This is a genomic window from Atopomonas sediminilitoris (assembly GCF_022601735.1).
GTDB classification, from domain to species: domain Bacteria; phylum Pseudomonadota; class Gammaproteobacteria; order Pseudomonadales; family Pseudomonadaceae; genus Atopomonas; species Atopomonas sediminilitoris.
Genome location: NZ_JAKUMM010000004.1, coordinates 66,401 through 86,656, shown reverse-complemented (window position 1 = coordinate 86,656; position 20,256 = coordinate 66,401). Strand labels below are relative to the sequence as shown.

At 56.0% G+C, this 20,256-nt stretch carries 16 protein-coding genes; 9 read left to right on the top strand and 7 right to left on the bottom strand.

What is annotated here, in order from left to right:
- Window positions 1-390: a YkgJ family cysteine cluster protein gene (locus tag MKI83_RS07025; protein ID WP_241584416.1), complete on the bottom strand. Its 390-nt coding sequence runs from the start codon at window positions 388-390 to the stop codon at window positions 1-3.
- Between the two features lie 217 nt (window positions 391-607).
- Between MKI83_RS07025 and MKI83_RS07020 the strand changes: the two genes are divergently transcribed.
- From MKI83_RS07020 to MKI83_RS07010, 3 genes are all read left to right on the top strand, one after another.
- Window positions 608-1,396, top strand: coding sequence for an endo alpha-1,4 polygalactosaminidase (locus tag MKI83_RS07020; RefSeq protein WP_241584415.1), 789 nt, complete (start codon window positions 608-610; stop codon window positions 1,394-1,396).
- A gap of 135 nt (window positions 1,397-1,531) precedes the next feature.
- On the top strand, window positions 1,532-2,983 hold the full coding sequence (locus MKI83_RS07015; RefSeq protein ID WP_241584414.1) for a TrkH family potassium uptake protein: 1,452 nt from the start codon (window positions 1,532-1,534) through the stop codon (window positions 2,981-2,983).
- 24 nt (window positions 2,984-3,007) lie between these two features.
- Window positions 3,008-4,462: a TrkH family potassium uptake protein gene (locus MKI83_RS07010; RefSeq protein ID WP_241584413.1), complete on the top strand. Its 1,455-nt coding sequence runs from the start codon at window positions 3,008-3,010 to the stop codon at window positions 4,460-4,462.
- Window positions 4,463-4,483: 21 nt separating this feature from the next.
- Here MKI83_RS07010 and MKI83_RS07005 read toward each other — a convergent pair whose 3' ends face one another.
- A complete protein-coding gene (locus MKI83_RS07005) occupies window positions 4,484-5,494 on the bottom strand; it encodes an AraC family transcriptional regulator (protein WP_241584411.1) in 1,011 nt (336 codons plus the stop codon).
- A gap of 119 nt (window positions 5,495-5,613) precedes the next feature.
- On the opposite strand from MKI83_RS07005, the gene MKI83_RS07000 reads away from it, so the two are divergent.
- A complete protein-coding gene (locus tag MKI83_RS07000; RefSeq protein WP_241584408.1) occupies window positions 5,614-5,934 on the top strand; it encodes an Mpo1-like protein in 321 nt (106 codons plus the stop codon).
- Between the two features lie 99 nt (window positions 5,935-6,033).
- Here the strand turns inward: MKI83_RS07000 and MKI83_RS06995 are convergent, their stop codons facing one another.
- Together MKI83_RS06995 and metE are read right to left on the bottom strand one after the other, a co-directional pair.
- On the bottom strand, window positions 6,034-6,615 hold the full coding sequence (locus MKI83_RS06995) for a glycine zipper 2TM domain-containing protein (RefSeq protein WP_241584406.1): 582 nt from the start codon (window positions 6,613-6,615) through the stop codon (window positions 6,034-6,036).
- 107 nt (window positions 6,616-6,722) lie between these two features.
- The gene (gene metE, locus MKI83_RS06990; protein ID WP_241584404.1) at window positions 6,723-9,014 is read right to left on the bottom strand and encodes a 5-methyltetrahydropteroyltriglutamate--homocysteine S-methyltransferase; all 2,292 of its coding nucleotides are present in this window, start codon (window positions 9,012-9,014) and stop codon (window positions 6,723-6,725) included.
- A gap of 105 nt (window positions 9,015-9,119) precedes the next feature.
- On the opposite strand from metE, the gene metR reads away from it, so the two are divergent.
- Window positions 9,120-10,043 (top strand): transcriptional regulator MetR, encoded by a 924-nt coding sequence (gene metR / locus MKI83_RS06985; protein ID WP_241584402.1) that lies wholly within the window; start codon window positions 9,120-9,122, stop codon window positions 10,041-10,043.
- Between the two features lie 32 nt (window positions 10,044-10,075).
- On the opposite strand, the gene MKI83_RS06980 is transcribed toward metR, so the two are convergent.
- The 3 genes from MKI83_RS06980 to MKI83_RS06970 are packed head-to-tail and all read right to left on the bottom strand — an operon-like array spanning window position 10,076 to window position 16,643.
- Window positions 10,076-11,776, bottom strand: coding sequence for a diguanylate cyclase (locus MKI83_RS06980; protein ID WP_241584400.1), 1,701 nt, complete (start codon window positions 11,774-11,776; stop codon window positions 10,076-10,078).
- Entirely contained in the window at window positions 11,773-12,162 is a 390-nt protein-coding gene (locus tag MKI83_RS06975) for a response regulator (RefSeq protein WP_241584397.1), read from the bottom strand. Before MKI83_RS06975 ends, MKI83_RS06980 begins: the two co-directional genes overlap by 4 nt.
- Before the next feature lie 2 nt (window positions 12,163-12,164).
- Window positions 12,165-16,643, bottom strand: a complete 4,479-nt coding sequence (locus tag MKI83_RS06970) for a PAS domain S-box protein (RefSeq protein ID WP_241584394.1) — start codon at window positions 16,641-16,643, stop codon at window positions 12,165-12,167.
- 157 nt (window positions 16,644-16,800) lie between these two features.
- Here MKI83_RS06970 and MKI83_RS06965 point away from each other — a divergent pair, with 157 nt between their 5' ends.
- The 4 genes from MKI83_RS06965 to MKI83_RS06950 are packed head-to-tail and all read left to right on the top strand — an operon-like array spanning window position 16,801 to window position 20,249.
- Window positions 16,801-16,959 (top strand): periplasmic nitrate reductase, NapE protein, encoded by a 159-nt coding sequence (locus MKI83_RS06965; protein ID WP_241584393.1) that lies wholly within the window; start codon window positions 16,801-16,803, stop codon window positions 16,957-16,959.
- A gap of 49 nt (window positions 16,960-17,008) precedes the next feature.
- Window positions 17,009-17,278: a chaperone NapD gene (locus MKI83_RS06960; protein ID WP_241584391.1), complete on the top strand. Its 270-nt coding sequence runs from the start codon at window positions 17,009-17,011 to the stop codon at window positions 17,276-17,278.
- On the top strand, window positions 17,275-19,770 hold the full coding sequence (napA, locus tag MKI83_RS06955; protein WP_241584389.1) for a nitrate reductase catalytic subunit NapA: 2,496 nt from the start codon (window positions 17,275-17,277) through the stop codon (window positions 19,768-19,770). Before MKI83_RS06960 ends, napA begins: the two co-directional genes overlap by 4 nt.
- Window positions 19,771-19,811: 41 nt before the next feature.
- Window positions 19,812-20,249, top strand: coding sequence for a nitrate reductase cytochrome c-type subunit (locus tag MKI83_RS06950; RefSeq protein ID WP_370867373.1), 438 nt, complete (start codon window positions 19,812-19,814; stop codon window positions 20,247-20,249).
- The last annotated feature ends 7 nt before the right edge of the window (window positions 20,250-20,256 follow it).

Here is a 20,256-nt window from a genome sequence, read left to right as displayed (position 1 = left end):
TTAAGCCACCACGGGCGTCATTTCTGGCGTCTGTGGTGGTTGCCACAGCGGCTCCAGCGGTTCTAACGGCGCCAAACCGTGAGCAGCCCGCGCCCGATCGCACGACGGGTTATGGCTACCGTCCTCCCACGACGCGGCAAACTCACGACACGTGCTCGAACGCTGCTCATAGATACTGCAGCGCACACAGCCCCCCACATCCCCCATCAAGTTCACACAGCGCGCAGGTTTTTGCTCAGTGCCCGACATCGCCACCAGATGCGGCGAAACCGCAATCACCTGTGAATCCGGCACAGTACCGCCGGCTGACTGACATTCCCCCCAATAAAACGACACACGAAAATACGCACAGCATGCACCACAAGACATGCACGGGTTTTGCGCCGACATAGTGACCACTCATCACGGTTGATATTGATTGCTGCCAGTGTTTTTTGGCCGCCAGAACAGCGCCAAAACGAGCCGACTTAAAAATGACGTCAAAAAATCATGCATTTTCGTGAACTCGACTGCAGATTCTAGCGATACTTACGCGAAGAGGAAGCCCCCTGCGCTAGCCTCGAACAGGCACCACTCGTGGACTCAAGCCCTATCTGCGGAGGTAACTATGCGCCGTCTCACCCAACACTGGTTCAGCAAGCCCCTCACCGCTATCCATATCGCGCTCGGCATGCTGCTGGTCAGTGCTTGCACCGCCTCGCCGATCACTATTCCTGCGTCATCCAGCTGGCACTGGCAGCTCAGTGGCAACCTGCAAATGCCCAATCGTCACGTCTACGATATTGATCTGTACGACACGCCTAGCAGCACCATTGGCAACCTCAAAGCGCAAGGTCGCATTGTGGTGTGCTACTTCAGTGCCGGTAGCTGGGAAGACTGGCGCGACGACGCCGCGCAATACCCCACGCAAGCGCTGGGCAACAACCTCGACGGCTGGCCTGGCGAACGCTGGCTCGATATCCGTAACAGCACCGTGCGCACACTGCTGGCCAAACGCATGGATTTAGCCGTGAGCAAAGGCTGCGACGCCGTTGAGCCGGATAACGTCGATGGGTACAGCAACAGTAACGGCCTGGGCCTGACCAAGGCCGATCAACTGGATTTCAACCGCTGGCTGGCCTCAGCCGCCCATGCACGCAACTTGGCCATCGCATTGAAAAACGCCGTGGAGTTAGTGCCCGACTTGGTCAATCACTTTGATTTTGCCCTCAATGAAAGCTGCTACCGCTATAACGAGTGCAATGCCTACAACGCTTTTACCGCGCAAGGTAAAGCGGTGTTTGTGGCCGAATACCGCAAGTACAACAACAAGCTCTGCAACAAAGCCAACGCCAGCGGCTTTCAACTGCAGTACTTCAAGCGCGCCCTGAATACCGTCGGCAAGCCCTGCACCTGAGTCAGCCCGCAAGCTCACGATCAATGCCCAGCCCTTCACGCTGGGCATTGATCGCTGTAGTGCGGCAAATCCTTTACAGCGGCGGTCACGCAGTTAGAATGAGCGACCTTTCGCCACGCGCCTTACGACGACTCAATGTCACTGTCGACCCTACGCATTATCGGCTTCATTCTGGGTGTTTTCTTGATCACCTTGGCCATCGCCATGCTGATCCCCATGGCCGGCTTGTTGGTGCTCAATCAACCGCAAGACTTAAATGCCTTTTTGTGGGCCAGCCTGATCACGGCGGTCACCGGCTGCTTTTTAGTCGGCCAAGGGCGGCCTAAAAACGCCACGCTGCGTCCACGCGACATGTACTTATTGACCAGCGCCAGCTGGATTGTGGTGTGCACCTTTGGCGCTCTGCCGATGATGTTTATCGAGCACATGAGCTACACCGATGCCTTCTTTGAAACCATGTCCGGCATTACCACCACCGGCTCTACCGTACTGAGCGGCCTCGACAACCTGTCACCGGGCTTACTGCTGTGGCGTTCGCTGCTGCAATGGCTTGGCGGCATCGGCTTTATCGGCATGGCGGTGGCGATTTTACCGTTGCTGCGCGTCGGTGGTATGCGCCTGTTCCAGACCGAGTCATCTGACTGGGGCGACAAAGTCATGCCGCGCTCCCACATGGCGGCCAAATACATTGTGCTGGTGTATTTCACCTTCACCTTTTCTTGTATTGCCGCCTATTTAGCTGCCGGCATGGGCTGGTTTGATGCGATCAACCATGCGCTAACCACTGTTTCAACCGGCGGTTACTCCACCTCAGACAACTCCATGGGCAAGTTCAGTGACAACGCACACTGGGTGGCCATTCCTTTCATGTTGCTCGCAAGCTTGCCGTTTACGTTGTACGTGGCAGCGTTTCGCGGCAGTTGGCGCCCCCTGTGGCGCGACCAACAAGTCCGTGGCTTTTTGCTGATATTGCTCGCCATCTGGTTTGTGTTCACCCTGTGGCAATGGCACAGCGGTGACCATCAATTTCTCGATGCGCTGCGTTTGGTGATGTTTAACTCCACCAGCATCATCACTGGCACCGGCTATGCCGTGGGCGATTACAGCCTGTGGGGCAGCTTTGCCTTCATGATCTTCTTCTACATCGCCTTTATTGGCGGCTGCTCAGGCTCAACCACCGGCGGCTTAAAAATCTTCCGTTTTCAGGTCGCCCTGACCCTGCTGCGCGGCAACCTTAAGCAAATGGTTCACCCGCGTGCGGTGCTGATTCAGAAGTACAACGGCCATGTGCTGGATGAAGACATCGTGCGCTCCATTTTGGCCTTCTCGTTTTTCTTCACCATCACCATTGGCCTGCTGGCACTGGCGCTGAGCTTACTGGGCCTCGACCCCATCACCGCCCTGACTGGTGCCGCCACCGCGGTGTGTAACGTCGGCCCTGGCCTTGGTGACACCATTGGCCCGGCGGGCAATTTTGGCAGCCTGCCTGATCTAGCCAAGTGGCTACTCTCGCTCGGCATGCTGCTGGGGCGATTAGAGATTGTTACCTTGTTGGTGCTGCTAACAGGCACTTTCTGGCGTCATTAACCGGCGACATTGTTGGAGCGACATATGCCTTTGGCATCCCTGCGTACCATTAGTTACATCTTAGGCCTGTTTCTCATCGCGCTCGCGGCCAGCATGCTGGTACCGATGCTCACCGTGATCATCGACCGACACCCTGAACATCTCAGTGCTTTCACCCACTCCGCCGCCATCACCGTTTTTGCCGCGGTGCTACTGCTGCGCTTTGGTCATCGGCAACGCGGCGTATTGCGACCCCGCGATATGTACCTACTGACTTCGCTGAGCTGGATTACCGTCTGCGTGTTTGCCGCCTTGCCCATGGTGATCATTCAGGAAATCAGCTACACCGACGCCTTCTTTGAAACCATGTCCGGCATCACCACCACCGGTTCAACGATTTTAGTGGGCTTAGACAATGCGCCCTCTGGCCTGCTGATCTGGCGCTCCATACTGCATTGGCTAGGCGGCATTGGCTTTATCGGCATGGCGGTGGCGATTTTGCCTATGTTGCGCATTGGCGGCATGCGCTTATTCCAGACGGAATCATCTGACTGGGGCGACAAGGTACTGCCGCGCTCGCACATGGTCGCCAAATACATTTTGCTGCTGTACAGCCTGCTCACATTGCTCGGTTTTTTAGCGTTTTGGTGGGCCGGCATGCAGCCTTTTGATGCGATCAATCATGCGATGGCCAGCATTTCTACCGGCGGTTTTTCCACCTCCGACTCATCACTGGCGAACTGGCAACAGCCCGCCGTGCATTGGGTGGCGGTGTGGTTGATGATTCTCGGCAGCTTGCCGTTTACCTTGCTGGTCGCCGCCTCGCGCGGCAACGTTGGCGCGCTCTGGCGCGATCAGCAAGTGCGCGGCTTTTTAAGTTTTCTGCTAATCACTTGGGTACTGCTCGGCACATGGCTGAGCGCTCACAGTGAACACGCTTGGTGGGATGCGCTGCGCATCGTCGCGGTCAATGTCACCTCCGTGGTCACCACCACAGGCTTTGCCTTGGGCGACTACACCACGTGGGGGGGCTTGGCCGTTTTAGTGTTTTTCTACCTAACCTTTGTCGGCGGCTGCTCGGGCTCAACCGCCGGCGGATTAAAGGTTTTCCGCTTCCAAGTTGCGTATGTCTTACTCAAAGCCAACTTGCGCTTGATGATTCACCCTCGCGCGGTACTGTCTCAGCAATACAACCACCACACCTTGGATGAGGACATCATCCGCTCGCTGGTGACGTTTTCATTCTTCTTCACCATCACCATCGGCATCATTGCCCTCGGCTTGGCATTGTTTGGCTTAGATTGGGTCACGGCACTCACCGGTGCCGCCACAGCGGTGTGCAACGTAGGGCCTGGGCTTGGCCCGATTATTGGCCCTGCGGGCAACTTTTCCTCCTTACCGGATGGCGCCAAATGGCTGCTCACCGTGGGTATGCTGCTAGGACGTCTCGAAATTCTGACCTTGTTTGTGCCGCTCACTCGGGCTTTTTGGCGGCACTGATAAATAAGAAAAACCAGCACGTTAGCGGGTCGATTTTTGCTCGCGATATTCCCCTGGCGTCATAGCGAACCAGCGGCGGAAGGCACGGAAAAAGTTGCTCGGATCAGCAAAGCCCAGCAAATAAGCCACCTCCAGCAAAGATAAATTGGCTTGTGCTAGATACTGCAACGCCAAACCCCTGCGGCACTCATCCAACAACTGCTGGAAGCCTGTGCCCTCCTCTTGCAGGCGGCGCTGCAGAGTGCGACTAGACACGTTCAAGCGCTGCGCCACGTCATCCCGCTTGGGTTCGCCCTGCGGCAACAAGCGGCACAACAGCTGCCGGACTTGGTGAGTCATGCGGCTATCGCCAAAGCGCGCCAAATACTCGCCGGCGTAATGGTCATGCAGTTGCGCCAAGGTATCGTTGGCACTGGGCAAAGGGCGCTGCAGCGACTCGCGACTAAAGCGCAGCGCGTAATCGGGCTGGGCAAACTTGGGCGCGCAGCCGAACACCTTAATGTAGGGACTGACATCCACCGGGGCTTCGCCGCACAAGCGCACCTCTAGCGGTTCAATCTCGCCGCCCGATAACCAACGGCAAAACGCCAAGGAAAACGCAATGCCCGCCTCGGCTGACTGTCGCGCCGGTGGCAGTTGGTCGCCATGAATGGCCAAACACAAATCAACGCAGTCGGGCAGGATCACCAAGGACAAGTCGGCGCCCTCGGCGATGATGCGCTGATAACGCACCATGCGCTGAAATCCCTCCAGCAAGTTACTGCTGGACATCAACGCATAGCCGACCACATTGAACGCCGACGGCCGAATGGTTTCTGCCATGTTCAAGCCAATGGCGGGGTTGCCGCTTTGCTCAACCGCCATGCGCCAAAGGCGCGTCATGTCATCTTGGGCAAAGCGCGCATCCGGGTTATCCAGCGCGGCGTAGTCCAATCCCAGCTGAGTAAAAATTAAGCGGCAATCAACACCGCCAAGCTCTAGCGCGGCGACCATGCTGCGCGCCCAGCTCGATAACGTCGTACGGTTAGGCATGATTATTATTGTGCAGACTCTCGGGAGCACCATCTTAAACTGGCCGTCAAAGTCAGTGCCAGCCTTGTGCTTGCGGTTTAACTTAATCTCATCAGCGTGCTTAATTCCCGAGGTGCAGCATGAGCAAAACAACCCAACAGAGCGAGTTTGCAAGCTTCGCTGAGTTTTATCCGTATTACTTGCAAGAGCACAGCAACGACGTCTGTCGTCGCCTGCATTACGTGGGCAGCTTGTTGGTGCTGACGATTCTGGCCTACGCCATCCTCAACCAAGCGTGGATGTGGCTATTCGCCCTTCCCTTGGCCGGCTACGGCTTTGCTTGGGTTGGCCATTTTGGCTTTGAGAAAAACAAACCAGCTACCTTCAAGTACCCGCTGTACAGCTTTATGGGCGACTGGGTGATGCTGAAAGACGCCTTCACTGGGCGTATTCGCTTCTAAGCAAGCCATGAAAAAGCCCGCAGTACGAAGTGTGCTGCGGGCTTTTTGCGCTTGGCGCGATGCCAAGTAGCGCATCCGCCAAGAGTTCAACGTTAACGCTTAGCTCTGTGGCACCACCTTGCCATCGACCACTGGCAACTTATCTGAGCTGGGCCGCTGCGACATGTAGGTGGTTTTTTCCTCACCGTCATAACGGTATTTCACGTTATACCCCACGACCTTCTCGCTCGTGTCGGTCACGCTATGGCAGCGCTGCTCGGTGGTGGTCTGCGTATCGTTTTGTTGCATGTTGCCCTGCACCTTGTTGCCGGCATAACCACCGGCAACGGCCCCAGCCACGGTGGCGATTTTCTTACCGCTGCCGCCGCCGACTTGATTACCAAGCAAACCTCCCACCACCGCGCCAACGGCAGTGCCGGCAATTTTGTGTTCATCTTTAACCGGCGCTTGGCGAGTTACCACCACGTTTTCGCACACTTGGCGCGGCGTTTTGCTGGTTTCCTTCACCGGCTCCACCGCCAAAACCTCAGCAAACGCGGGCTTGGGCGCGGGCTCAGGTGCACTGACTTCTGCCGCAACCGGCGCTTCGGGCGCGCGTGTGATTACGTAGCTGCCAATCGCCGTGGTCGCAGCAACACCCAAGGCACCTAAGGCCACACCCATTAGCATCGACTTATTCATGTTCGGTTCCTCTCAAGGCAACACCTGCTTCATGCAGGCATCACCTTGGATGACTTAACAACAGAACAGTTCAACACCCTTGCCTGCTTTGCCACACAGTTCTCGCTTTAGGCTGCCACAGCATTGCGCGCGCGTAGCTGTTGCGTGGCGGTCAACATATTACGCAGCGCTTCTTCTGTTTCTGGCCAAGCGCGGGTTTTTAAGCCGCAGTCTGGGTTGACCCACAAACGCTGCAAGGGAATCAACTGCGCGGCTTTCTCGAGCAGCTCGACCATCTCCGCGACGGTCGGCACTCGCGGCGAATGGATGTCATACACACCGGGACCGATTTCATTGGGGTAGGCAAACCCTTGGAAAGCTTGGAGTAACTCCATGTGCGAACGCGAGGTTTCAATGGTGATGACGTCTGCATCCATAGCCGCAATGGACTCAATCACGTCATTAAATTCGCTGTAGCACATGTGTGTGTGAATTTGCGTTTGCGCCTGCACACCACTGGCGCTCAGACGAAACGCCTCACCGGCCCAATCCAAGTAGGCTTGCCACTGTGCGCGACGCAGCGGCAGGCCTTCACGGTAAGCCGCCTCGTCAATTTGCACGATACTGATCCCAGCCTGTTCCAGCTCGACCACCTCGTCGCGCAGGGCCAACGCGAGTTGTTTTGCCTGCACCTCACGACTGACATCTTCGCGCGGGAACGACCACACCAGCATGGTCACAGGCCCGGTCAGCATGCCCTTCATCGGCTTATTGGTCAGACTTTGCGCGTAGCGAATCCACTCAACGGTCATCGCTTGCGGGCGATGCAAATCACCGACAATCACCGGCGGTTTCACGCAGCGCGAACCATAACTTTGCACCCAGCCAAAGCGGGTAAACGCGTAGCCATCGATCAGTTCGGCGAAGTATTCGACCATATCGTTACGCTCAGCTTCGCCGTGCACCAAGACATCCAGCCCGAGTTCTTCTTGCACCTTAACCGCATGGGCGATCTCGTTATGCATCGCCTGTTGATACAGCTCAGCACTGAGCTCGCCGGCTTTAAAGGCTTGCCGCGCTTGGCGGATGGTTTGCGTTTGTGGAAACGATCCAATGGTGGTGGTCGGCAACAAGGGCAGCTGCAAATGCGCACGCTGCGCCAGCGCCCGCTCGGTATAGGGCTGTGCGCGCTGACTATCGGCTGGGGTAATCGCCGCTAAGCGAGCCGCTACTTCAGGCTTATGGATGCGTGGCGAACCGGCACGCCGCGCCAAAGCACTGCGGCTTTCACGCAATGACTTCTGCACCGCAGCGTCGTCTGGTTTATCTAAAGCCTTGGCCAGCAGCGCAACTTCAGCGCACTTTTGCACCGCGAACGCTAACCAACTGTAAAGCTCATCATCAAGCTTATCTTCGCGGGTCAAATCCACTGGGCTGTGTAATAACGAGCACGAAGGGGCCACCCACAGATTATTGCCAAACCGCTCATGCGCTTTGCTCAACTGCGCCAATGCGCGGTCAAGATCGCAGCGCCACACGTTGCGCCCGTTGACCACACCCAACGACAACACCTTATAACTAGGCAGGCGATCTAACACCGCATCCAGCTGCTCGGGCGCACGCACCACATCCACGTGCAAGCCGTTCACTGGCAGGTTCACGGCCAAGCCGAGGTTATCGTCCAGCGCACCAAAGTATGTCGCCAGCAACTTTTGACACGGCGAGCTTTGTAACAAGTGGTAGGCGCGCTCAAACGCAGCCTTCCACTGGGCAGGCAAATCCAGCGCCAAAATAGGCTCGTCAATTTGTACCCACGTCACGCCCTGCGCCGCTAAGCGTTCAAGAATCTCACCGTATACCGGCAGCAAGTTATCCAGCAGCTCTAAACGATCGAAGCTTTCGCCTTTGGCCTTGCCTAACCACAAGTAGGTTAAGGGGCCAATCAACACGGGTTTGACCTGATGCCCCAAGTCTTGCGCTTCGCGGACTTCGTCAAATAACTGCGTCCAGTTCAAGCGAAACTGCTGGCCAGGCTCAAATTCAGGCACCAAGTAGTGATAGTTGGTATCAAACCACTTGGTCATTTCCTGCGCTTGCGTACCACCACAACAGCTGTGGCTAACCCCACGCGCCATGCTAAATAAGGTGGCCAGATCAACGTCTTGTCCGGCAAATCGCTCTGGGATCACATTGAACATCAGCGAGTGGGTTAACACTTGGTCGTACCAATGGAAATCGCCCACCGGCAACAGGGTTAGACCTTGCTCGGCCTGTATCTGCCAATGCTCGGCGCGCAGTTGATGCCCCACCTCTTGCAAGCCTTGCTCAGTCAACTTGCCTTGCCAGAAGGCCTCCAGCGCTTTCTTTAATTCACGGTCGCGACCAATGCGGGGAAAACCTAACGAATGTGCGTGTGTCATGTTGCGCTCCTTGTCTGCAATGGCGGCTATTCTCGACAGCGCAGGCAACATGAGACAAACTCAATATTCTCAGAATGATCTTTAGTAAAACTAATAGTGAGCCTTATGCTGGAAATTCGTCACCTCAGAACGCTGCATGCGCTGCGCGAAACAGACAGCTTGGTCGAGGCCGCCGAACGGCTGCACCTCACCCAATCGGCGCTATCGCACCAAATCAAAGACCTTGAAGAGAAAGTCGGCCAAAGCCTGTTTGTGCGCAAAACCAAACCCGTGCGCTTTACCAGTGCCGGCCTGCGGTTGCTGCGGTTAAGTGATGAGCTACTGCCGTTATTACGCAGTGCCGAGCGCGATTTAAGCCGGCTCGCTGGTGGCACAGCCGGCCGCTTGCACATGGCGATTGAATGCCACAGCTGCTTTCAATGGCTGATGCCGACCATCGATCAGTTTCGTGACACATGGCCGGAAGTTGAACTCGATCTCGCCTCAGGCTTTGCCTTTGCGCCACTCCCCGCGCTCGCCCGTGGCGACTTAGATTTGGTGGTCACCAGCGACCCACAAGAGCTGCCCGGCATCACTTATGTACCGCTGTTCACCTACGAAGCCCTGCTCGCGGTAGCCAACCAGCACCCGTTGGCGCGTAAAAGCCACATTGAGCCCAGCGACTTACAAAGCGAGACGCTGATCAGCTACCCCGTCGAACGTGAGCGATTGGATATCTTTAAGCACTTTCTGGAGCCTGCCGAGATGGAGCCTGCGGCGGTACGCACGGCCGAATTGACCGTGATGATGTTGCAACTGGTGGCCTCAGGGCGTGGGGTTAGCTGCCTGCCTAACTGGGCATTGGCGGAATACAGCGAGCGCGGCTACATCACCACGCGCAAGCTTGGCAGCCAAGGTTTATTTGCCACCTTGTATGCCGGCTTACGCGAGGACATGCTCGACGCACCGTTTATGCGGGATTTTTTGCTCACTGCCAAAGACACCTCGTTCGCCACCCTAGCGGGCGTGAGCAGTGCCCGCAGCAAATAAGTAACCTCGCCTGCCCACCGGGTTAGGCGACATCACTCTTCGCTGGCTTGCTTAACTTGGCTTTCAAGCGCAATACGCACCTGATTGCGTCCGCCTTGTTTAGCCTCGTACAGAGCCTCATCCGCGGCTTTTAGCAAGCTGCTAGGATCAGGGAAGTCGATTGCGCGCGCTAAACCGGCACTAAACGATGAGGAAAACTCACCCTGTTCGCTTTGGTACAACAAACTCGCAAAGGCCTCGCGCAGCTGGTTAAACACTTTTTCTGCGGCCTCTAGCGGGGTATCCGGCAGTACGATAAGAAACTCTTCGCCGCCATAACGCCCCAGATAATCGGTGGCGCGTAAGCGCTGTTTCATCAAGTGCGCCAAACCGCGTAACACACGGTCGCCGGTTGGGTGCCCGTGGGTGTCGTTGACGTGCTTAAAGTGATCCACGTCGATCAAACCTACGACCACCGGGTCACCGCCACGGGAGCTGCGCGCAAACTCTTTATCCACCGCGGCCTTGATGTTTTTGTGGTTCAGCAAGCCGGTCAAACCGTCGTGAGTCATCACCGCACTTAAAGTGCGGGCACGCTGTGCGCGGGCGGTAATCGCAGAAATAAAACGATCGGGGACGATGGGTTTAACCAAGAAGTCATCGGCGCCAATGCCTAGGGCACTGACTTGCTTGTCCATATCTTGCTCGCCCGACAAGAACACGATGGGGATATGGTCGTACAGCTCTTGCTGGCGCAGCACCGCTGCCAGCTCTAGGCCGCTGGCACCGGGCATGTACACGTCGCTGACGATCACATCAGGACTGAACTCGTTCAGTACTTCCATCACTTCCAAAGGATTCATCAGGGTGCGCACACGCATGCCTGCCTGCTCTAACACCGCGCCATGGTAGGTCGCGACCGCACGCTGATCATCAATCAGCAGTACCCGATACGGTGCCTCAGGCACGCGGTTAGTTAATTTATCGAGCCGTTTGACCAAGCTTAATAAATCCACCGGCTTGGTTTGATAGCCAATAATGCCGGCACGCGCGGCCTTTAGGCGGGTATCGAAGTCTGTCAGGGCGGAGATCGCCACCACAGGGATTTGTTGGGCGATAACCTGCCGGGCAATCGAAAAGACCTGCTCTTCGCTGCAGTTGGGCAAAATGATATCCAGCATGACCACATGCGGCCTGCGCTTGGCGGCCTCCTGCAGCATGGCGGCCAACTGTAGAAACACCACGACGTCGTAACCGAATTGGCGTAGCTGCGCGGCTAACAACTCGGCATGAACGCGCTCATCTTCGACCAAAAACACCAAGGGTGTGCGCACACGCTCCAGCTCGGCCAGATTGGCTTTACCCACTTCTGGCAGCTGCTCTGGCACCTCGTTATCCCCAGCGGCTTCAATCGTTTGCCGCGCAATAACCAGCACTTGCCCTAAGGATTTATGCAATGTGCTGAGCATTTCTGGTGAGGGAGCCTCTTCAAACTCCATCTGGAGTTTAAGTACCCGCTCAAAGGCGCGGGCACTGCGTGATAATTCGTGTAACTCAAAGGTGCCACTGGTACCGATTAGGGTATGAATCTCACGATGCAAATCGGCTAAGGGCTGCACTTCCCATTGTGCGACCAACCCCTTCCAGCCCAACTCAATCAAACGCATACGCTCAGGCAAACGTTTGACGAAATCTGCGCGCAACTGCGCTAACTGGTTTTGCATAAACGCTTTTTTAGCGTCTTCATCGGTCATTGCTGTGCGCTCGCGAAGAGTTTTTTCAAGGTATCAGCCAGGGTCATCGGATCGAAGGGCTTGGCAATCACTTCTAGCGCACCGAGTGACTTCAAGTGCGCCACTTCAGAGGGCTGAACTTTAGCCGTCATGAACACGGCAGGCGTTTTGCTGAAAGCGGGCATTTCACGCAAACGTGCCAAGGTTGTTGGGCCGTCCATCCCGGGCATCATCACATCCAACAGTAATAAGTCAGCGGCAAAGGTGGGGGCCACTTGCAGCGCTTCATCACCATTGCTTGAGACGCGCACTTCCAAACCACCGACGGTTTCAAGCGCCAGCTTAGCCACCGCTTGAATATCCGGCTCATCCTCAACATACAGCACACGCTGCAAAGGCTGATTCATCCTCACTCCTTAGGACTAACATCAACGGGCTCATCTTCAGCGTAGTGCTGACGTCGCCACTTGACCAGTCGGTGGATGCTCTGCAGCAGTGCCTGATTACTGGTATTGGCTTTGACCAATGCGCCAGCCACCTGACGTAAGGTTTCGCGCGTGGGGGGTTGCGCGGAAAACAACAACACCGCCGGTGGTTGAGCAAGCTCACCCAGCTGATCCAGTAACTCGCTACCATGCCCATCTGGCAGGCCAAGATCTAAGATCAGCACATCAAAATGCTCGCGCTGCAACTGCTGCCGTGCGCCCTCAAGCGTTGCCACATTGATAATGGTTGCGAATGGCTGGCAAAGGCTGTGCATGAGTTTGGCGACGTCCTCATCGTCCTCAACATACAGCAATTTGATGTCTGTTTGACCATTGCCACTGAGCCAGTTAAGTAGCTCATGCACGCGACTGGAGGCCAGCGGCCGGTCTAACCAGCCTAAAACCGCTGGCGAGGCGATCCAGTCGCCCTGCTCCGCTTGCCCTTGTTGGCCCAACAAAATCACCGGTGCATTGGCTTCTTGAGCGATCAAGGCGCGCAGGTTTTCGTCGCTTAAATCTGCCCCCACGGCCAAGTCCACAATTAACAACGCCGCACTCTCCAATTGCTGCTCCGCAGCCAACGCTTGGGGCGCGACCACGTGCAAGCGATAGCCGTATTCGGCCACCAATCGGCTTAAGCGCTCAATCGCTTGCGTATCATGGGTGCAAAATAGAATGTCGCTCGCCATATCAGCGACGACATTGCTCAGCGATTGTTTAGCCAGCGGTAAGTCAAAATAAAAACAACTGCCGTGATCCTGCTCGCTGCTAAAGCCAATCGCGCCGCCTAAGCGCTCGACAATCGCTTTACTGATCATCAAGCCAAGACCGGTGCCGCCTTTTTTACGCGTATCCGAAGAATCTGCTTGCGAGAATTTCTGGAAAATCCGCCCACGAAACGACTCAGGAATGCCCGGGCCATAATCCTGCACATTCACGCGGACGCGATCGCCGTTGACCACATAGCCCAACTCAACATGACTGCCCGGCGGAGAAAACTTAGCCGCGTTGGACAGCAAATTAGCCAGCACCTGCATTAAGCGGTCGGGGTCTGCCTCTACCCAAGGCACATCGGCGCCTGGCGTGAGGACAAACTCAACCGCACAGCTTTGGGCATAACCTTGGTTGGCGGCCACGGCCTGACTGAGCAGATCCGGCACAGCCAATAGCCGGTTAGCAAAGTCCATTTTGCCCGACTCAATCTTATCCATATCCAATAAATCATTGATCAGCAGGCTTAAGCGTTCGCTATTGGCCAAGGCCATGCGCAGCATGGCACCGGCTTTTTCCGGCAACTCACCCAGTGCACCGCCATTGATTAAGCCTAGCGCCCCTCTAATGGAGGTCAGTGGTGTGCGTAACTCATGGGACACGGTGGAAACAAACTCGTTTTTCATCCGCTCAATGCGTTTGCGCTCGCTGATGTCATGAATCAACACCACAAAGCCACCGGTGCGTTGCGGGGCTAAAAACATTTCCCAGTCATGCTCACGACCCAGCTGATCAGGAAAGGAATACTCAGCCACCACACGACTTTGTCCATCTTGGCGGGCTTTCGCGATGGCTTTCTCTAGTTTTTTACTCACAGCACGGGGTAATGACTTGGAAAAATGCAGCCCTAAAAAGCGCTCCTCCGGCAGGCTTAATTCATCCGGGTCGGGCGCGCGGTAATCCAGACAAATACCGTCACTGTCGAGCTCAAAAATCAAATCCGGAATAGCTGCTAGCAAGCTTTCTGTGCGCGCTTTGGCTAACTGCAAGGCCTGCGCCGCCTGCTTGCTGGCAGTAATATCGCTCTCAATCGCCATAAAGCCGGTGATGACATCGTACTCATCACGCACGGGCATTATTTCCAGATCAAGCCAGTAGTGTGTGCCGTCTTTGTGATAGTTGAGGATTTCCTCACGCACTCCACAGCCCGCCTCCACCGCCTCACGTATGCGTGTCACGGTGGCTTGATCCGTCTCCGGCCCTTGCAAAAAGGCACCGGGTCTTTGCCCCTTAACCTCGTCCAGCACATAGCCGCTGATGCGCTCAAAGCTTGGGTTGACCCACTCGATCAAGCCTTCAGGGTTGGTTAGCACGACCGCATTGCTGGTCCGGCTGACGATCAACGCCAACCGATTGGCTTCAGCCAAAGCAGCCTCAGTCGCCAGCATGTTTTGTTGCGCGGCCTGCTCGGCAAGTACCTGTTGACTGATATCCGTCGCGATACCAATAAAGCCTGTGATCTGGGCGTGTTCATCACGCACTGCGCTGACACTGAGGTTAACCGCCAGATGCGTGCCATCGCGCTGCACGTAGGTCCAGCGCCGCTGCTCGGGTTGTGCTCGCTTAGGCAGGGCGGTGAACACTTCAAAGCCTGATACTTCATAGCCCAACTTGGCCGTCAACTCAGCGCCACGCTCGGCCACCTCCTCGGCCAAATGAAACAACGCCGGCGTGGCCTTGCCGACCACTTCAGAGCTGGCGTAACCCAGCAGGTGTTCAGAGCCGTAGTTAAAGGTGGTGATCAACCCTTGCGTATCGGTCGCGATAATCGACACCAAGGTCGCCGAATCAATCAAATTACTCAGCTGCGCGTTGACGTGGCGAATCGCCTCTTCGTTGGCTTTACGTGCGTGGATATCGGTATGGGTGCCAATCACCCGCAACGGCTGGCCATCTGCATCACGCGCCACCACCATGCCGCGATCCAGCACCCAGCGATACTGCCCTGACTTGGCTAACAGACGAATTTCATGCTCAAAAACCGGTGACTGTTCCTGTAGATGCTCATCCAAACTGGCGAAACAAGCGTCACGATCATCAGGGTGCAAAAGGCGCTCAAAATCCTCCCACGCATGCCCTATTTCCGCATCGTTATAGCCGAGCATGGCCTTCCATTGTGGCGAAAAGAACACATTCCCCGTCTGCAGATCCCAGTCCCACACCCCATCGCCCGACCCCGTCAGGGCGAACTTCCAGCGAGCGTCGCTTTGCGCCAAAGCGAGCTGGTCTTGGTAGTGTTCGGTGACATCGGTCAAAAAACCAAACCAGTTCAGGGTACCGTCAGGCAGCTGCTCGAGCGTGGAGTCGCCGCGTAACCGACGAGTTCCTAGATGTTCCAAGCAAACACGAAACTCGTGATGCCAATCGCTTTGCGTTAAGACCGATTGCTCCACGCTTTCTGCGTACGCGGCCACATCATCGGGGTGAACCAACGCCATAAAGTGTTCGAGATTGCCTTGTACCCGCTCGCTGCTAACGCCCAGCAAGCGCTCGACGCCCTCACTGACATAAACGATGCGCTGTTCGCCATCGGGTTTGCGCTGGAACTGATACACCACACCTGGGATGCGCCGCGTAAGCTTGCGCCAATATTCATCGCGCTGCTGCAGTTGCTGTTGGGCTTGTTTCTTTTGCGTGAGGTCACGCACCACGCCGGTAAAGAAGTGCTGCTGACCCACCTTAACCTCACTGACGGCCAGCTCAAGGGCAAAGGTGCTGCCGTCTTTACGCTGACCAAGCACTTCACGCCCTACATCAATGATGTGTGACTGCCCTGTGGTTAAGTAACGCAACAAATAACCGTCATGCGCACTACGGTAAGGCTCTGGCATCAACATGCTGATATTGCGCCCAAACACTTCAGCATTGCTGTAGCCAAATATCCGCTCGGCTGCCTGATTAAAAGACTCAATCATGCCTTGCGGGTTAATCGTGACGATGCCGTCCACCACCGTATTCAACACGCTACGGTTGAACGCCTCAGACTGTGCCAGCTGCGCCTGAAACTGATCGCGCAAGCGTGCTGCGCGAAATCCTTCCACGACATGCGCGACGGTCGTAACCAAGGGCGTTAAGAAAATCACCAACGGCTCGTCATAGCCCGAAGACCGGTTAGCTAAGCCGACCATACCGACCAACATGTCGCCACATTTGAGTGGCAAGCCTAAATAAGCATTCAGCGCTGGATGCCCCGGCGGCAAACCGCCGCTGCGCGGGTCTGCCGCCGGCTCATTACTGATAACCACTTCACCGGTGGCAATGGTGTGCCCAAACAGTGTTTTTAAATTGGAGAACTCAAGTCCCTGTGGCGCGTTGGCATCATAAAAGTCGCGCGTGGCTTGATCCCACGCGATATTGCTCAGCGCATAGGTGCGCAAATACGGGCTGCCATCGTCACGGTGTTTAATTTCGCCGATGAAGCCATATTCGCTGGCCGTGATTGTCAGAATGTCAGTCAACAAGCCGCCGAATAGCTCATCGGCATCTTGCTCGCGAATAAAGCGCGACTGAACGCGCGTAATTAAAGCGCTTAGCTGCAATTGCCGCTGCAATTGCTGGTGGCTGTCTTGTAGCTGCCCCAGCACTTCGCGCATTGACGAAGCCGCCGAATCCTCACCGAAAGCGTCGCTCATGATTCGCCTTTGCCTAATCCAATCTTTCAATACGTTAGCAGTTGGCCAACAAGCTTGGGTGAAATCGGCTCTCTATTGATGCATGTCATCTCCCTGTTTTTTGTAAGCCTTAGAGTTGTGGCCTAGGCTTGATCAAAGTCAATTTTGGAGAAGTGCCATGACTGATGTGGACAACGCCGCCATCAAGCAAAAGGAAACGCGATTATTCCTGTTCTTGATTGTGTGCTTCTTTCCCCTGTTGTCGATTGCCCTCGTGGGCGGCTACGGCTTTCTGATTTGGATTATGCAAATCCTCACAGGCCCACCCGGTGCCTGACCGCCAAACGCTGCTTAACCGAGACACGCATCCAGAGCCGGAGAAGCTCATGCCCCAAACCGTGCATATCGCCAGCCTGCTGGTCCATGTCAACCCCGATCAGCTCGCCAGCGTTAAAGCCTTCGCGCAGACCCTAGAGCAAGTAGAGGTTCACAGCGAAAGCCCACAAGGCAAGTTGGTCTTGGTCTGCGAAAGCAGCCACGAAAAACGCATCGTTGAACACCTTGATCGCTTACACGCGACCAAAGGCGTGCTCAGCGCCGCCCTGATTTATCACGAAATAGCCCCTGTCGAAGAAACAGAAGGTTGCACACCATGAAATTAACACGCCGAGATTTTGCCAAAGCCCAAGCCGGCGCCGTTGCCGCGGCCGCTGCTGGGATTCCGCTGGTAGAGGCCAGCAACTTGGTCACCGACAGTGACCAAACCCAAATGCAATGGAGTAAAGCGCCTTGCCGTTTCTGCGGCACCGGTTGCAGCGTGATGGTCGCCACCAAAGACAACCAAGTGGTTGCTACGCACGGCGATATCAAAGCCGAGGTCAACCGCGGCTTGAACTGCGTTAAAGGCTACTTCCTGTCAAAAATCATGTACGGCCAAGACCGCCTGACCAAGCCGCTACTGCGCATGAAGGACGGTAAGTTCGATAAGAACGGCGAATTTGCTGAAGTCAGCTGGGATCAAGCCTTCGACATCATGGCGGAAAAATCCAAAGCCGCCCTGAAAAACCATGGCCCCAACAGCGTTGCCATGTTTGGCTCTGGGCAATGGACCGTTTGGGAAGGCTACGCCGCCAGCAAACTGTGGAAGGCCGGATTCCGCTCCAACAATATCGACCCTAACGCCCGCCACTGCATGGCCTCGGCGGTGATGGGCTTTATGCGCACCTTCGGCATGGACGAGCCCATGGGCTGCTATGACGACTTCGAGCATGCCAACGCCTTTGTGCTGTGGGGCTCGAACATGGCCGAGATGCACCCCGTACTGTGGACGCGCCTCACCGATCGCCGTCTGTCTGCGCCAGATACCAAAGTGGCGGTACTCTCCACCTACGAGCACCGCAGCTTTGAGCTGGCGGACATCCCGATGGTGTTCACCCCGCACACCGACTTGGTCATCCTCAACTACATCGCCAACTACATCATTGAAAACGATGCGGTGAATAAGTCGTTTGTTGAGAAGCACACCAACTTCGTAACGGGCACCACTGATATTGGCTATGGCCTGCGCCCGACCAACCCTATGGAAGCGCGCGCCAAAAACGCCGACAAAGCCAATACGTGGGAAGCCTCCAGCTTCGAGCAATTTGCCGAGTTCGTGAAGCCATACACCTTAGAACGCGCCGCCAAAGAATCTGGCGTACCTGCCGAGCGCCTCGAAGCGCTGGCTAAGCTGTATGCAGACCCGAACGTTAAGGTCATGTCGCTGTGGACCATGGGCGTCAACCAACACACCCGCGGTGTATGGGTTAACAACCTGATCTACAACATCCACTTGCTCACCGGCAAAATCAGCGAGCCAGGCAACAGCCCCTTCTCGCTCACTGGCCAACCTTCAGCGTGCGGCACCGCGCGCGAAGTAGGCACCTTTGCCCATCGCCTGCCGGCCGATTTATTGGTCGCCAACCCCAAGCATCGCGCCATTGCGGAAAAAATCTGGAAACTGCCAGAAGGCACCGTCAGCGAAGTGCTAGGCCATCACGCCGTACTGCAAAGTCGCAAGCTCAAAGACGGCGAGATCAAGTTTTACTGGACCCAAGTCACCAACAACATGCAGGCCGGCCCCAACGTGATGGAAGAAATTCTGCCCGGCTGGCGCAACCCAGAAGCCTTTGTGGTGGTGTCCGACGTTTATCCCACCGTATCGGCACAAGCCGCTGACCTGATTCTGCCCAGCGCCATGTGGGTAGAAAAAGAAGGCGCCTACGGTAACGCCGAGCGCCGCACTCAGTTCTGGCACCAGCTGGTAAAAGCCAAAGGCGACGCCAAAAGCGACTTGTGGCAATTGGTCGAGTTTTCCAAGCGCTTCACCACCGAAGACGCCTGGCCGACTGAGCTACTGGATAAAAACCCCAGCTTCAAAGGCAAAACCTTGTTCGATGTGTTGTTCGCCAACGGTAAGGTCAACGCTTTTAGCAATGACCAAATCGAAAAGGGCTACAACAACGACGAGGCCGAGGCTTTTGGTTTCTACCTGCAAAAGGGCCTGTTTGAAGAGTACGCCGAGTTTGGCCGTGGCCATGCCCATGACTTAGCCCCCTTTGACACCTACCACCAAGAGCGTGGCCTACGCTGGCCCGTGGTCGATGGCAAAGAGACCAAGTGGCGCTACCGCGAAGGCTCAGACCCTTACGTCAAAGCCGGTAAAGAGTTCGAGTTTTACGGCAAGCCCGATGGCAAGGCCCTGATCTTCGCCCTGCCCTATGAAGCGCCACCGGAGTGGCCCGATGCTGACTTCCCCTTCTGGCTATGCACTGGCCGGGTGATCGAGCACTGGCACACCGGCTCCATGACTGACCGCGTCGATGAGCTGCACAAAGCCGTGCCACAAGCACTGGTTTACATGCACCCCGACGACGCGCAAAAGATTGGTGTGCGCCGTGGCAGCGAAGTCAATCTCACCACCCGCCGTGGCGAGATGCGTGCCCGCGTAGAAACCCGCGGCCGCAATAAGCCACCACAGGGATTGGTCTTCGTGCCCTTCTTCGACGCCAAGCGCTTGGTCAACAAGCTAACGCTGGACGCCACCGACCCTATCTCCAAACAGACCGACTTCAAGAAGTGCGCGGTCAAGATTGAAGCCATCGTCTGAGGAGGCCCACGATGAACAAACAGCTATTGATTGCCGCCTGCATGGGCTTAATGGCATGGGGCGCGGTTGCCGCCAGCTTGGATGCACCCGCACCCGATGGTCGTCGCCCAGGCGGCACCATCGCGCAAGAAACCCAAGCCGAGCCAATCCCTAAAATCGAAAACAAAGACCTTAAACGCCTGCGTAACTACCCTGAACAACCGCCGACCATTCCACACAAGATCGACGGCTATCAGGTCAATACGCAAAGCAATAAGTGCTTGAGCTGTCACAGTCGCACCAACAGTGCTAAAGCACAGGCGCCGATGATCAGCATTACTCACTACATGGACCGCGACGGCCAACCACTGGCTACCGTGTCACCGCGCCGCTACTTCTGTGAGCAATGCCATGTCCCGCAACACGAGACACCCGCCGCTATCCCCAACACCTTCAAGGACATCGACAAGGTGCTTGAAGAGTCGGCAGCCAAGCCGTAAGGAGCGA